Annotated in this window: 9 protein-coding genes and 2 pseudogenes; 6 read left to right on the top strand and 5 right to left on the bottom strand. The window is 70.7% G+C overall.

The window, feature by feature from the left end; all coding sequences use genetic code 11:
- The 3 genes and pseudogenes from sufD to BLV39_RS13875 all read right to left on the bottom strand — a co-directional run bounded on the left by sufD (position 1) and on the right by BLV39_RS13875 (position 3,328).
- The gene (sufD, locus tag BLV39_RS13885; protein WP_090790853.1) at positions 1–1,167 is read right to left on the bottom strand and encodes a Fe-S cluster assembly protein SufD; all 1,167 of its coding nucleotides are present in this window, start codon (positions 1,165–1,167) and stop codon (positions 1–3) included.
- Positions 1,168–2,601: a Fe-S cluster assembly protein SufB gene (gene sufB / locus BLV39_RS13880; RefSeq protein WP_090790851.1), complete on the bottom strand. Its 1,434-nt coding sequence runs from the start codon at positions 2,599–2,601 to the stop codon at positions 1,168–1,170. It abuts the gene before it with no gap.
- Positions 2,598–3,328 (bottom strand): annotated as a pseudogene (locus BLV39_RS13875) (helix-turn-helix transcriptional regulator). Before BLV39_RS13875 ends, sufB begins: the two are co-directional and overlap by 4 nt.
- Before the next feature lie 142 nt (positions 3,329–3,470).
- Here BLV39_RS13875 and BLV39_RS13870 point away from each other — a divergent pair.
- Complete coding sequence (locus tag BLV39_RS13870) at positions 3,471–4,508, top strand: COX15/CtaA family protein (RefSeq protein ID WP_308442723.1); 1,038 nt, start codon at positions 3,471–3,473, stop codon at positions 4,506–4,508.
- A gap of 786 nt (positions 4,509–5,294) precedes the next feature.
- On the opposite strand, the gene BLV39_RS13865 is transcribed toward BLV39_RS13870, so the two are convergent.
- The gene (locus BLV39_RS13865) at positions 5,295–5,627 is read right to left on the bottom strand and encodes a hypothetical protein (RefSeq protein WP_090790846.1); all 333 of its coding nucleotides are present in this window, start codon (positions 5,625–5,627) and stop codon (positions 5,295–5,297) included.
- 237 nt (positions 5,628–5,864) lie between these two features.
- Entirely contained in the window at positions 5,865–6,803 is a 939-nt protein-coding gene (locus BLV39_RS13860; protein ID WP_373315403.1) for a heme o synthase, read from the bottom strand.
- 335 nt (positions 6,804–7,138) lie between these two features.
- Between BLV39_RS13860 and tkt the strand changes: the two genes are divergently transcribed.
- The 5 genes and pseudogenes from tkt to BLV39_RS13835 all read left to right on the top strand — a co-directional run.
- Positions 7,139–9,181: a transketolase gene (gene tkt, locus BLV39_RS13855; RefSeq protein ID WP_239083906.1), complete on the top strand. Its 2,043-nt coding sequence runs from the start codon at positions 7,139–7,141 to the stop codon at positions 9,179–9,181.
- A gap of 14 nt (positions 9,182–9,195) precedes the next feature.
- On the top strand, positions 9,196–10,338 hold the full coding sequence (gene tal, locus BLV39_RS13850) for a transaldolase (protein WP_090790843.1): 1,143 nt from the start codon (positions 9,196–9,198) through the stop codon (positions 10,336–10,338).
- 130 nt (positions 10,339–10,468) lie between these two features.
- Complete coding sequence (locus BLV39_RS13845) at positions 10,469–12,118, top strand: glucose-6-phosphate isomerase (RefSeq protein ID WP_090791511.1); 1,650 nt, start codon at positions 10,469–10,471, stop codon at positions 12,116–12,118.
- A gap of 60 nt (positions 12,119–12,178) precedes the next feature.
- Complete coding sequence (zwf, locus tag BLV39_RS13840; protein WP_090790841.1) at positions 12,179–13,693, top strand: glucose-6-phosphate dehydrogenase; 1,515 nt, start codon at positions 12,179–12,181, stop codon at positions 13,691–13,693.
- Positions 13,690–14,661 (top strand): annotated as a pseudogene (locus tag BLV39_RS13835) (glucose-6-phosphate dehydrogenase assembly protein OpcA); the annotation flags it as partial. The gene zwf and the pseudogene BLV39_RS13835, both read left to right, overlap by 4 nt.
- Positions 14,662–14,703 lie beyond the last annotated feature (42 nt).

Below are 14,703 nucleotides of genomic sequence, written 5' to 3'. Positions count from 1 at the left end.
TCACTGGTCGCCCTTCGCCAAGCGGGCCTCGATGGCGTCGCCGAGGCGGTCGCGGAGCGACTCGACCGGGATCTTCTGGAGCAGCTCGGCGAAGAAGCCGCGGACGACCAGCCTGCGCGCCTCGTGCTCGGGGATGCCCCGGGCCATCAGGTAGAAGAGCTGCTCGTCGTCGAACCGACCGGTCGCGCTGGCGTGTCCGGCACCGACGATCTCGCCGGTCTCGATCTCCAGGTTCGGGACGGAGTCGGCCCGGGCGCCGTCGCTGAGCACCAGGTTGCGGTTGATCTCGTACGTGTCGGTGCCGGTCGCCGCCGTCTGGATCAGCACGTCGCCGACCCACACGGTGTGCGCGCCGTCGCCCTGGAGCGCGCCGCGGTAGCCGACGTAGCTGCGGCAGTCCGGGATGCTGTGGTCGACCAACTGGCGGTGCTCCAGGTGCTGGTCACCGTCGGCGAAGTAGAGCCCGTAGAGCTCCGCGTCGCCGCCGCGACCCGCGTATTCCACGCTGGTGAACTGGCGGATCAGGTCGCCGCCGAGGCTGACCTGCACATGGGTGACCCGGGCGTCCCGCCCGAGCCGGAACTTGATGTGCTGGGCCTGCACCGCGTCGGACGCCCAGTCGGCCACGGTGATCAGCGTGAGCTGGGCCCCGTCGGCGACGTCGACCTCGACGTTGTCGGCGAGCGTGGTCGAACCGACCTGCTCGACGACCAGCGTCGCCTTGGCGAAGCGGCCCACCTCGACCACGGTGTGCGCGTACGCGACACCCGCGCCGCCGCCGATCACCCGGACCGTCGCCGGCTCGGCCGGCTCGGCCTCGGGCGCGACCGCGATCAGCGTCGCGCCGGCGGCGCCGCCGTAGCCCAGCGCGCTGACCCGGTCGAACGGGACCAGCACGCGGCCGATCCGCTCGTCGCCCTTGGCCAGTTCCGACACGGTCACGCCGGCCGGCAGGCCGTCGTGCTCGTAGCGCAGGGTGGTCTCCGCCGCCGGGGTGCCGGTCGCGAGACCGCGCATCCGCTTCAGCGGCGTGAACCGCCACTCCTCCTCGAGCCCCGTGAGGGCCGGGAAGTCGGCGACATCGCCCGACCGCAGGCTCTGCGCCTTGGTCTTGGGCACGCTCGACGTCTTGGGCGGCGTTACCGCCACCTCGGTTTCCGTAGGCATTTAGCCGACGGCCCCTTCCATCTGAAGTTCGATGAGCCGGTTGAGCTCCAGGGCGTATTCCATCGGGAGTTCCTTGGCGATCGGCTCGATGAAGCCGCGGACGATCATCGCCATCGCCTCGTCCTCGGTCATGCCCCGGCTCATCAGGTAGAAGAGCTGGTCCTCGCTGACCTTGGACACGGTCGCCTCGTGACCCATCGACACGTCGTCCTCGCGGATGTCCACGTAGGGGTACGTGTCGGAACGGGAGATCGTGTCGACCAGGAGCGCGTCGCACTTGACGGTGCTCCTGGAGTGCGAAGAGCCCTCCAGCACCTGCACCAGGCCGCGGTAGGAGGTGCGGCCACCGCCCCGCGCGATCGACTTGGAGATGATCGTGCTGCTGGTGTGCGGCGCGGCGTGCACCATCTTGGCGCCGGCGTCCTGGTGCTGGCCCTCGCCGGCCATCGCGACCGAGAGCACCTCGCCCTTGGCGTGCTCGCCGACCATCCAGACGGCCGGGTATTTCATGGTGACCTTGGACCCGATGTTGCCGTCGATCCACTCCATGGTCGCACCCTCGTGCGCCACGGCGCGCTTGGTGACCAGGTTGTAGACGTTGTTCGACCAGTTCTGGATGGTCGTGTAACGGCAGCGCGCGCCCTTCTTCACGATGATCTCGACGACCGCGCTGTGCAGCGAGTCGGACGAGTAGATCGGCGCGGTGCAGCCCTCGACGTAGTGCACGTAGGCACCCTCGTCGACGATGATCAGCGTCCGCTCGAACTGGCCCATGTTCTCCGTGTTGATCCGGAAGTAGGCCTGCAACGGGATATCCACCTGCACGCCCGGCGGCACGTAGATGAACGAGCCACCCGACCACACCGAGGTGTTGAGCGCGGCGAACTTGTTGTCGCCGACCGGGATCACGGAGCCGAAGTACTCCTTGAAGAGCTCCGGGTGCTCGCGCAGGCCCGTGTCGGTGTCGAGGAAGATGACGCCCTGCTCCTCGAGGTCCTCACGGATCTTGTGATAGACCACCTCGGACTCGTACTGCGCCGCGACACCGGAGACGAGCCGCTGCTTCTCGGCCTCCGGGATGCCCAGCCGGTCGTAGGTGTTCTTGATGTCGGCGGGCAGGTCGTCCCAGCTCGCCGCCTGCTTCTCCGTCGATCGGACGAAGTACTTGATGTTGTCGAAGTCGATCCCGCCGAGATCGGCACCCCAGTCGGGCATCGGCTTGCGGCCGAACAGCCGCAGACCCTTGAGGCGCAGGTCGAGCATCCACTCGGGCTCGTTCTTCTTGGCGGAGATGTCACGCACCACCGCCTCGTTGAGCCCGCGCTGCGCCGTGGCGCCGGCGGTGTCGGAGTCGGCCCACCCGTACTGGTAGTTGGCCAGGGCGGCGAGGTGCTCCTCCTGGGTAACTACGGGCTGGACGATCTGCTCGGTCATTTATCTGTCCTCACAGTTCCTGTCGGCTCTGGCTGTGTTGGCCAGCTTGCTGGGCCGGGATATGCGTTGTGCATACCCCGTCACCGTGTGCGATGGTGGCTAGTCGCTGGACGTGGGTGCCGACCAGGCGGGAAATGACCGCCGTCTCGGCCTCGCACAGCTCGGGAAACTCGGCAGCCACGTGCGCCACGGGGCAGTGGTGCTGGCACAGCTGCCCACCCGTGGCGATCGTAGAAGCGTTGGCAGCGTAGCCCTCGGCGGTCAGCGCCTCGGCGAGTGCCTCCGCGCGCGCGATGGGGTTGTCGCCGGCGCCTTCCATGGCCTCGCGGCAACGACTCTCCAGCGCGGACACCTGGTCGGCGGCGAACGCGTCGACCGCGCCCTCACCACCGTGCACGGCGATCCACCGCATCGCGGCGGTGGCCATGTTGTCGTAGGTGTGCCGGCCGCAGCGCAGCCGGGCCGCGTCGGTGAGGGTGAAGACCTTGGCCGGCCGCCCCCGGCCCCGGCCGGCCCGCACCGGGCGCTGCCGGCTGACCACGTCGCCGTCGGTCAACAGCGCGTCGAGGTGCTTGCGGATGGCGGCGGGGCTGAGCTGGAGTGCGTCGCCGAGCTCGGCGGCGGTGGCGGTGCCCCGCTCCAGCAGCAGCGCCAGCACGCGGTCGCGGGTGCGCCGATCAGCGGGGACGGACCGGGAACCGGTCGTCTCCGCCTGCGGAGGCAGCATCGCGACGTATTTCACTACCACAACGTTACGTATTTCCACCGCCGGGAGCAAACCGGCACGCCAGTGATCGACATCACCGTCTCGGGATGGCGGCGCGGGGGCGACGGCCGATCTCTCTCCTACGGTACGTAGGATCTCGCGGGTGATCCCCCTGCTTCGCCGTCTGGCGCTGGCCAACATCATCGCGAACGTCGCCATCGTCGTCACCGGCGGGGCCGTCCGGCTGACCGGTTCCGGGCTCGGCTGCCCGACCTGGCCGCGGTGCACCGACGCCTCGTACGTGCCCAACGGCGAGATGGGCATCCACGGGGTGATCGAGTTCAGCAACCGGATGCTCGGCTGGGTGGTCGGCGCGGTCGCCCTGGCCACCCTGATCGCCGCGTTCGTGCACCACCGGCGCGAGCGCACGCCCGGCAGCCGCGGCCTGAACCGGCTGGCGCTGGGTGTGTTCCTGGGCATCCCCGCGCAGGGTGTGGTGGGCGGGATCACCGTGCTCACCAACCTCAACCCGTGGGTGGTCGGGCTGCACTTCCTGGCCTCGATCGGCGTGCTGGTGGCGGCGTACGCGCTCTGGCGCCGCACCGTCGACGGTCCCGGCCCGCGCCGCACGGTGGTGCCCGGCCCGCTCCGGCAGCTCACCTGGGTGCTGACCGTCGTCTCGTTCGCCGTGGTCGCGCTGGGCGTGATCGTGACCGGCTCCGGACCGCACGCCGGCGACGCCGACGCGCACCGCACCGGCGTCGACCCGGAGACCATCTCCCAGGTGCACGCGGACGTCGTCTTCCTGCTGCTCGGCCTCACCCTGGCGGTGTGGTTCGCCGCCCGCGCGACCGGCGCCCGGCGCACCGCCCGGGCCGCCCTGGTCCTGCTCGCGATCGAGCTGAGCCAGGGCGTGATCGGCTTCGTGCAGTACTTCAACGGGCTGCCGGAGATCCTGGTCGGCCTGCACATGTTCGGCGCCTGCCTGGTCTGGCTGGCGACGCTGAGCGTGCTGTGGTCAACCCGCGCGAACAGCGGCGGCGACGGCGTCGGCGAAGCGCTCCTTGGCGCCGCCGGCGGTGCCGAGGAACAGCGAGGGCTCGGTGAGCTCCAGCTCGATCAGGACCGGGGTGCCGTCGTCGGCGGGGATCAGGTCGACCCGCGCGTAGAGCAGCCGGTCAACGCCGCCGGGGATCGCTGACAACGCGCGCTCCGCGACGGCCAGCTCGGCGGCGGTGGCCGTCCGCGGCGTGATCGTCTCTTCCCGGTAGAGCCCGTCTACGCCCTCGTCCGGACCGGCGAGCAGCGCGCCCTTGGTCGCGGCGTGGCTGAACCGCAGCCCGTCCGGGCTTTGCAGGAAGACCAGGGCGGTCTCCCCCGCCGTCTCGACCGCGCCGAGGTAGGGCTGGACCAGCGCGGTGCGCCCGGCGCCGGTGAGCCGCGCCAGATGGGCGTCGAACGCCTGCCGTTCCACCGGGTCGTCGAGCCGGTAGCGGCCGGCGTCGACGCTGCCGGCGCCGATGGCTGGCTTGAGGATCACGTCGACCCACGCGCCCGACCAGCCGGCCGCTCCGGGCTCAACCCAGTCGGTCGGGATGATCGGCACCCCGGCCGCCGCGAGCTCGCGGAGATAGCGCTTGTCGGTGTTCCAGACGACGACGTCCGCCGGGTTGGCGAGGCCGGCGACCCGGCCCGCCCAGGCGACGAACTCGTCACGGCGGGACGCGTAGTCCCAGGTGGAGCGGAGCACGACCAGGTCGTAGGCCGCCCAGTCGACCGCCGGGTCGTCCCAGACGACCGGCTCGGCGGTGACCGCCCGCTCGGACAGCGGTGCGAGCGCCAGGCGATCGTCGTCCTCGAGGTCAGGAATTCGGTCGCAGGTAACAAGAGCGACCCGGGATGTCTCCCGGGCCGCCGCCTGCTCGTGCGTTGATGTGGTGGGCAAGTCGCCGCTTTCTTTGTGGTGGTGGTGCGGGATCGCGCTTGGTCAGCGCGAGAGCGTGCGCCGGGCCATCGACCGCCACAGGTCGTTGCTCGGCCGCATCTGGTCCATGAGCTCCCGCTCCCACTCGTTCTCGATCGCGACCCCCGCGCTCTCACACGCCGCACGGGCCACGTCAGTGCCATCCGCGAACTGGTCCGCCCAGGTGCCGTCCTCGCCGACGAGGACAATCCGGGCGCCACGCTTGCCGACGTATTCGATGACCGCCCTGGCGCCGCCGTGTCCGGCGGCGAACGACCGGATCCCGTGCACCAGACCCTCAGGGGTCGGTGCGTCGGGCTGTTCGGTCGTCAGCGTCGTATCGGAACCATCTGCCATGCCCGAGAGCGTAAGCACGCCTACCGGAATCCGCGTGCCATCCGATCGTGTTTTGTGACCCCTGTCATCGGTTGATTTAAGAGGGGCCACAGGAAATTTGAACGACCAAAGCGAGACATATCCGGTTAAATTCGGATGACATCTCGGACAACTGCCGTCCCTCGTCCGTGGGCGCCGCGCATACAGGCCTTTTTCCGCGATTCACGCCCACAACCACCCATATCGGGCAGGCGGCTGTCAGAGCAGTGCGTCGACTGCGACGGCGACCGACACGATCGTCAGATACGTGATCGACCAGTGGAACAGCCGCATCGGCTTGAGCGGCTCGCCCCGCTTGGACCGACCCACCAGCCGGTACGACTCGAGGAGGAAGAACACTCCGCTGACGATGGCCGTGACTCCGTACAGCGGGCCCAGGCCGAGCGGCCAGGCGGCCACCGAGGCGGCCACGGTGAGCCAGGTGAACAGCACGATCTCGCGGTTGACCCGGGCGGCCGAGCGGACCACCGGCAGCATCGGGATGCCGGCCCGCGCGTAGTCGTCCTTGTACTTGATGGCCAACGCGTAGAAGTGGGGCATCTGCCAGAAGAACACGACCGCGAACAGCGCCCAGGCCAGCGGCGACAGCCCGCCGGTCACGGCCGCCCAGCCGATCAGCACCGGAGCGGCACCGCAGGCGCCACCCCAGAACGTGTTCTGCGGCGTCGTCCGCTTGAGCCAGAGCGTGTAGACGAGGTCGTAATAGGCGATCGCCGCGGCGGTCAGCGCGGCCGCGAGCCAGTTGGTGAACCCGGCCATCAGACCCACCGAGACCACCGCCAGCACCAGCCCGAACACCAGCACGCTGCGCGGGTCCAGGGTGTGCGTGGGCAGCGGGCGCCGCTTCGTGCGGCGCATCAGCTGGTCGATGTCGCGGTCGATGTAGCAGTTGAGGGCGTTGGCCGCCCCCGCGGCGAGCGTGCCGCCGACCAGCACCACGACCATCGTCCCGACCGGCGGGATGCCACCCGCCGCGAGCATCATCGCGGGCACAGTGGTGACCAGCAGCAGCTCGATGATCCGGGGCTTGGTCAACGCCACGTAGGCACGGAGGACGGCACGCGGGTCGCGCCGGGCGGGCACTGGGACCGGGCCCGGCACCAGGGTCGGCGACGGGCGCTCCGTGACCATGCTCAAGGCCGTGTCCACCTTCCTCGGCGCTTCGTCGTCAAGCCGCGACCGGCGACGGTCAACAGGCCGATCGACAGCGTACGCGGCGCGTATCTGGCCTGATCGGCGACCCGACGCGGTGCGGCGAGAACCACCCGGGGAGTGTCTGTCCGCCCACAACACGTGCCGCAGGGCGAGATCCGGCGGCACGTGTTTAGCACGGGTCGCTAGGGTCAGAGGTGAGGGATCGGAAACACTCGCCGAGGAGCGCATACATCGTGCCTGCCAGCAAGTCAGAGCAAACCTCAATCGCCTGGTCCGAGCTGGACCGCAAGGCGGTCGACACGGTCCGCGTCCTCGCGATGGACGCGGTCGAGAAGGCCGGCAACGGTCACCCGGGCACCGCCATGAGCCTTGCCCCGGCCGCATACCTGCTGTTCAACAAGGTCATGCGGCACGACCCGACCGACCCACACTGGCCCGGCCGTGACCGCTTCGTGCTGTCCGCCGGCCACAGCAGCCTGACGCTCTACATCCAGCTCTACCTCACCGGCTACGGCCTGGGGCTGGAAGACCTGATGGCGCTGCGCCAGTGGGGCTCGCTGACCCCGGGCCACCCGGAGCACGGGCACACCAAGGGTGTCGAGACGACCACCGGCCCCCTGGGCCAGGGCATCGGCAACGCGGTGGGCATGGCCATGGCCGCCCGCCGGGAGAAGGGCCTCTTCGACTCCGAGAGCCCGCTGTTCGACCACTTCGTCTACACGATCGTCTCCGACGGTGACATCGAAGAGGGCATCAGCCACGAGGTGAGCTCGCTCGCCGGGCACCAGCGGCTGGGCAACCTGGTCGCGATCTGGGACGACAACGAGATCTCCATCGAGGACGACACCCGGATCGCCAAGAGCGAAGACGTCGCCGCGCGCTACGCCGCGTACGGCTGGCACGTCCAGACCGTCGACTTCCGCAGCGGGCACGCCGACGAGGGTGACTACCGCGAGGACCCGGAGGCGCTCTGGCGGGCGATCGAGGCCGCGAAGGCCGTCACCGACCGTCCGTCGTTCATCGCGCTCCGCACGATCATCGGTTGGCCCGCGCCGAACAAGCAGAACACCGGCAAGATCCATGGCTCGGCGCTGGGCGCCGACGAGGTCGCCGCGACCAAGAAGGTCCTCGGCTTCGACCCGGCCCAGAGCTTCGAGGTCTCCGCCGAGGTGCTCGAGCACACCCGCGAGGCGGTCGCCCGCGGCCAGGCCGCGCATGCGGAATGGGACAAGGCCTTCGCCGTCTGGTCGGCCGACAACGCCGACAGCCGCGCGCTGTTCGACCGGTTGACCTCCCGCGCTCTGCCGGCGGGCTGGACCGACGCGCTGCCGGTGTGGCCGGCCGACGCTAAGGGCATCGCGACGCGGGCGGCCTCGGGCAAGATCCTGGAGGCGCTGGCGCCGGTGCTGCCGGAGCTCTGGGGTGGCTCGGCCGACCTGGCCGAGAGCAACAACACCACCATGAAGGGCGAGCCGTCGTTCGTCCCCGCGGAGCACGCCACCAAGGAGTTCCCGGGCGACGAGTACGGCCGGACCCTGCACTTCGGCATCCGCGAGCACGGCATGGGCGCGATCCTCAACGGCATCGTGCTGCACGGCGCGACCCGCCCGTACGGTGGCACGTTCCTGGTGTTCAGCGACTACATGCGACCGTCGGTGCGGCTCGCGGCGCTGATGAAGCTGCCGGTCACCTACGTCTGGACGCACGACTCGATCGGTCTCGGCGAGGACGGCCCGACGCACCAGCCGATCGAGCACCTGACCGCGCTGCGGGCCATCCCGGGCCTCGACGTGGTCCGTCCGGCGGACGCCAACGAGACCGCGTGGGCCTGGCGGATGGCGATGGAGCACATCGACCGGCCGACCGCGCTCGCGCTGACCCGTCAGGCGCTGCCGACCATCGACCGCGACCGGTACGCGCCGGCCGACGGCGTCGCCCGGGGCGGCTACATCCTGTCCGAGGCGTCCAACGGCCAGCCCGAGGTGATCCTCATGGGCACCGGCTCCGAGGTGCAGCTCTGCCTGACCGCCCAGGAGCGGTTGGAGGCCGCCGGCACCCCGACGCGGGTCGTCTCGATGCCCTGCCAGGAGTGGTTCCGGGCGCAGGACGAGGCCTACCGGCAGACCGTCCTGCCGAACGCGGTCAAGGCCCGGGTCAGCGTCGAGGCCGGCATCGCCATGTCCTGGCGCGACCTCGTCGGCGACTCCGGCGAGAGCGTCAGCATCGAGCACTACGGCGCCAGCGCGCCGCACACCGTGCTCTTCGAGCAGTTCGGGTTCACCGCCGACAACGTCGTCGCGAAGGCACACGCCTCGCTCGCGAGGGTCGGCGCCATCACCGGCACCACCACGGGCAACTGAGGGAGCGAAGCATCATGACCGACCGCCTGGCCGAACTTGCCGCCGCGGGCGTCGCCATCTGGCTCGACGACCTGTCCCGCGTCCGGCTGAGCACCGGCACCCTTGACCAGTTGCGCCGCGAACAGCACGTCGTGGGCGTGACGACCAACCCGACGATCTTCGCGAAGGCGCTCTCCGACGCCGACGCCTACGACGGACAGGTTCGCGACCTGGCCACCCGGGGCGTCTCCACGGAAGAGGCCGTCCGCATGCTCACCGCGTACGACGTGCGCTGGGCCTGCGACGTGCTGCGGCCCGCGTACGACGCCTCCGGTGGCGTCGACGGCCGCGTCTCGCTCGAGGTCGACCCGCGGCTCGCCCGCGAGACTGCCAAGACGATCGCCGAGGCCAAGGGCCTCTGGTGGTTGATCGACCGCCCCAACGCCTTCATCAAGATCCCGGCGACCGAGGAGGGCCTGCCGGCGATCACCGCGGCGCTGGCCGCCGGCATCAGCGTCAACGTCACGCTGATCTTCTCGCTCGACCGCTACAGCCAGGTGATGGACGCGTACCTGGACGGCATGGAGCAGGCCAAGGCCAACGGCCATGACCTGACCAACCTGGCGTCCGTGGCGTCGTTCTTCGTCTCCCGCTTCGACACCGAGATCGACAAGCGGCTGGAGAAGATCGGCTCCGACGAGGCCAAGGCGCTGCGCGGCAAGGGTGCGGTCGCCAACGCGCGGCTGGCCTACGAGCGCTACTCCGAGGTGTTCGGCGGTGCGCGGTGGCAGAAGCTGGCCGACGCGGGCGCCAAGCCGCAGCGGCCGCTGTGGGCCTCGACGTCCACGAAGAACCCGGACTACCTGGACGTGCTCTACGTCGTCGACCTGATCGCACCGGGCATCGTCAACACCATGCCGGAGCCGCTGATCCACGCCTGGGCCGACCACGGCGAGACCCAGGCCGACACCATCACCAACAACTACGGCGACGCCAAGCAGGTCATGGCCGACCTGGCCCGGGTGGGCATCGACCTCGACGACGTGTTCCTCACGTTGGAGCGCGAGGGCGTCGAGAAGTTCTCGGCGAGCTGGCAGGAGCTCATCGACGGCGTCGACGCGTCGTTGAAGGCGGCATCGTCCGGGTCGGCGAAGCCGACCGACGCGGCGAAGGGCTAGACGTGAACGAGCGGAGCGAGCGAACCATTCGGCTCAGCGCCCCGGGTCGCGGCCGAGCCTCACGGAGCGGGGCTCGGGTGTGAGCACCTTCGGATTCGGGTCCGACGGGGTTCCGGAGAAGGGCGACGACATCGGTCCGGCATTCGCCGACGGTGTCGTCGCCGCCGCCGGCATCGCCGTCTACGGCGCCGGCAGCGCGGATGCGGCGGCCGCCCGCGCCTCGCTCGTCGGCGCCGACGTGCCGGCCAAGCTGGTCGCCAAGGACGCCGCGCTCTGGGGTCCCGACGCGGAGGCCGAGGCGAAGATCCGGCTGGGCTGGGTCGACACCTTCCGCCGCAGCCGGGAGCTGCTGCCGCGGCTGGCCGAGCTCCGCACCGAACTGGCCGACCTCGACCACGTGGTGCTGGCCGGCATGGGTGGCTCGTCGCTCGCGCCGGAGGTGATCACGCGCACCCTCGGCGTCGCGCTGACCGTCCTGGACACCACCGACCCCGCGCAGATCCGGGCGGCTTTGGCCGACCGGCTGGAGCGCACGCTCGTGGTGGTGTCGAGCAAGTCCGGCGGCACGGTCGAGACCGACAGCCACCGGCGGGCGTACTGGCAGGCGTTCCTCGACTTCGGCATGTCCGAGGCCGAGGCCGGCCGGCACTTCGTGGTGGTCACGGACCCGGGCTCGCCGCTGGAGACCACCGGCCGGGAGATGGGCGCGCAGGTGTTCCTGGCCGACTCCGAGGTCGGCGGCCGCTACTCGGCGCTGACCGCGTTCGGCGTCGTGCCCTCGGCGCTGGCCGGTGTCGACGTCGCCGAGCTGTTCGACCAGGCCGAGGACCTGCTCGCGGCGCTGCCCGAGGAGAGCGGCAACCCCGGCCTCGCGCTGGGCGCCGCGCTCGGTGCCGCAGCCGTCGCGGGTCACGACAAGGTTGCGCTGGTCTCCGACGGCACCGGCATCGTCGGTCTCGGCGACTGGGCCGAGCAGCTCATCGCCGAGTCGACCGGCAAGGACGGCAAGGGCATCCTGCCGGTGGTGATCGAGACGCCGGACAGCCCCGGCGCGCACGGCACCGACGTGGTCACGGTCACGGTGGGCGGCGCGCAGTCGCCGTTCGGCGTGCCCGGCGGCGGCGTCCGGCCCGACCTGGCCGTCAACGGCCCGCTCGGCGCCCAGTTCCTGGCCTGGGAGTTCGCCACGGCGATCGCCGGCCGGCTGATCGGCATCGACCCGTTCAACCAGCCCAACGTGACCGAGTCGAAGAGCAACACGACCCGGATCCTCGCCGAGGGCCTGCCGGACGAGTCGCCGTCGTTCACCGAGGGCGCGATCGAGGTGCACGGCGGCAGCGGCGACAGCCTCGCGGCCGTGCTCGGCGCGCTGGTCGAGGGCATCGACCCGCACGGCTACCTGGCCGTGCTGGCGTTCCTGGACCGGTTCGGCGACGCCCGGGCCGAGCAGGCCCGGGCGCTGTTGGCCACCGCCGCCGGCCAACCGGTGACCTTCGGTTGGGGGCCCCGCTACCTGCACTCGACCGGCCAGTACCACAAGGGCGGTCCGCAGGTCGGCTCGTTCCTCCAGATCACCGGCGCGGTCGCCGACGACCTGGCGATCTCCGGGAAGCCGTACACGTTCGGCGACCTGCAGGCCGCGCAGGCGGCCGGTGACCGCAAGGCGATGACCGACCGCGGCCGGCCCCTCGTGCGGCTGCACCTGACCGACCGCGCGGCCGGCCTCGACGAGCTGCTGCGCGCGTTGGCGGGGCTCCCCGCCAGCAAGGATTCACACTAGGAGCTGCGCCATGGCCGAAGCCTGGACCTCCGGTCGGCCGGAAAACCCGAGGTGTTGTGAGTGAACCCGCTGCGTGATCCACAGGATCGCCGACTGCCGAGAATCCCGGAGCCCTGTGCTCTGGTGATCTTCGGCGTGACCGGCGACCTGTCTCGCAAGAAGCTGTTGCCGGCCATCTACGACCTGGCCAACCGGGGGCTGCTGCCACCGGGCTTCGTGGTGCTCGGGTTCGCCCGGCGCGACTGGGGCGATGGCGACTTCGAGACCGTGGCGATGAACGCGGTCAAGAAAGGGGCCCGCACCCCCTGGCGTGAGGAGGTGTGGGCCCGGCTCGCCGGCAGCATCAAGTTCGTGCCCGGCGCGTTCGACGACGACGAGGCGTTCGACCAGCTCGCGGAGACCCTCGACGAGCTGCGCGACTCGCACGGCATCGCCGGCAACGCGGCGTTCTACTTCGCGATCCCGCCACCGGCCTTCCCGATAGTGCTCAAGCAGCTCGCCCGCACGGGGATGGCCGACAACGGCAAGTCCGGCGGGTGGCGCCGGGTCGTGGTGGAGAAGCCGTTCGGCAACGACCTGGCCTCGGCCAAGGCGCTCAACGGCCTGGTCGACGACGTGTTCACCCGCGGCGACGTCTTCCGGATCGACCACTACCTGGGCAAGGAGACGGTCCAGAACATCCTGGCCCTGCGGTTCGCCAACAACCTGTTCGAGCCGCTGTGGAACAGCAAGTACGTCGACTCCGTGCAGATAACAATGGCCGAGGACGTCGGCATCGGCACGCGGGCGGGCTTCTACGACGCCGCCGGCGCTGCCCGCGACGTGCTCCAGAACCACCTGCTCCAGTTGATGACGCTGGTCGCGATGGAAGAGCCGACCAGCTTCGACGCGGCGGAGATCAGCACCGAGAAGCTCAAGGTGCTCCGGGCGATCAAGGTGCCGGGCGACGTACGCGACGAGACGGTCCGCGGGCAATACCTGCCGGGCTGGGTCGGCGGCGAGCGGGCGGTCGGCTACCTCGAGGAGAAGGACGTGCCGTCCGACTCCGCCACCGAGACGTACGTGGCGGTGAAGCTCGGCGTGCAGAACCGCCGCTGGGCCGGGGTGCCGTTCTACCTGCGCTGCGGCAAGCGGCTCCCCCGGCGGGTCACCGAGCTGGCGATCATCTTCAAGAAGGCGCCACACCTGCCGTTCAACCCGCACGACATCGAGATGCTCGGCGCCAACCAGCTTGTCGTCCGGGTGCAGCCGGACGAGGGCGTGGTGCTGAAGTTCGGCTCCAAGGTGCCAGGCACCACCATGGAGGTACGCGACATCGCGATGGACTTCGAGTACGGCGCCGCGTTCACGGAGTCCAGCCCGGAGGCGTACGAGCGACTGGTGCTCGACGTCCTCGTCGGTGACCGGACGCTGTTCCCCGACGCGGCCGAGGTCGAGCAGAGCTGGCGGGTGATCGACCCGCTGGAGGACGCCTGGGCCGGCACGACGCCCGAGCCCTACCGGGCCGGCGAATGGGGCCCGCACGCGGCCGACGAACTGCTGCGCCGCGACGGCCGGCACTGGAGGCGGGCATGATCGGACTCTGGGACACCACCGGCAACGAGGTCGTCAAGGCGCTCGCCACCGAGCGGCGCTCGGCCGGCGGGGTGGCCAGCGGCATGGCGCTGACCCTGATCGTCGTCGTCGACGAGAAGCGGGTACGCGAGGCCGAGGCGGCTGCCACCATCGCCGCCTCGATGCACCCGTGCCGCCTGCTGATCGTGGTCCGCGCCGACGTCGAGCGACCCAGCAACCGGCTCGACGCCGAGGTGGTCGTCGGCGGCCGGCTCGGCCCGTGCGAGGCCGTGGTGATGCGGATGTACGGCCGGCTCGCGCTGCACGCCGAGTCGGTGGTCATGCCGCTGCTCGTGCCGGACGTGCCGGTGGTCACCTGGTGGCACGGCGAGCCGCCGGAGAAGATCGCCAACGACTTCCTCGGCGTGGTCGCCGACCGCCGGATCACCGACGTCGCGCAGACGCCGGACCCGGTCGCCGCCCTGCGCCAGCGGGCCCGCGACTACGCGCCCGGCGACACCGACCTCGCCTGGACCCGGATCACGCCGTGGCGCACGCTGGTCGCGTCGGCCTTCGACACCACCGAACAGCGGGTCGTCGGCGCCCGGATCGAGGCGCCGAAGAAGGACCCGACCGCTGCGTTGATGTCCGGCTGGCTGTCCGCCCGACTCGACATCAAGCCGCGCTGGGAAGACACCGAGAGCTACCGGATCATGCACTCGGTCTGCCTGGTCGCCGCCAACAACAACGAGCTCTCCCTCTCCCGCGAGCAGGACGTCGCCACCTTCATGCGGACCGACCAGGCGGACCGGCTGCTGCCGCTGGTCCGGCGGCCGCTCGGCGAGGAACTGGCCGAGGAGCTGCGCCGGCTCGACCCCGACCAGGTCTACGCCGCGGCGCTGAGCGCGATGACCGGCGAGACCGGCCTCGACACCCGCCCGGCCCACCGCGTGCACGTCTGGAAGGACCCGATGACCGCCGGCCACGCTCCCGGCCTCGGCCCTGGCATCGTCGGCGGCGGCCCGCCCACC

It is taken from the genome of Asanoa ishikariensis, from assembly GCF_900107455.1.
Taxonomy (GTDB): domain Bacteria; phylum Actinomycetota; class Actinomycetes; order Mycobacteriales; family Micromonosporaceae; genus Asanoa; species Asanoa ishikariensis.
Note: the sequence above shows the minus strand (reverse complement) of the source record. Positions and strands in the feature narration are given on the sequence as shown.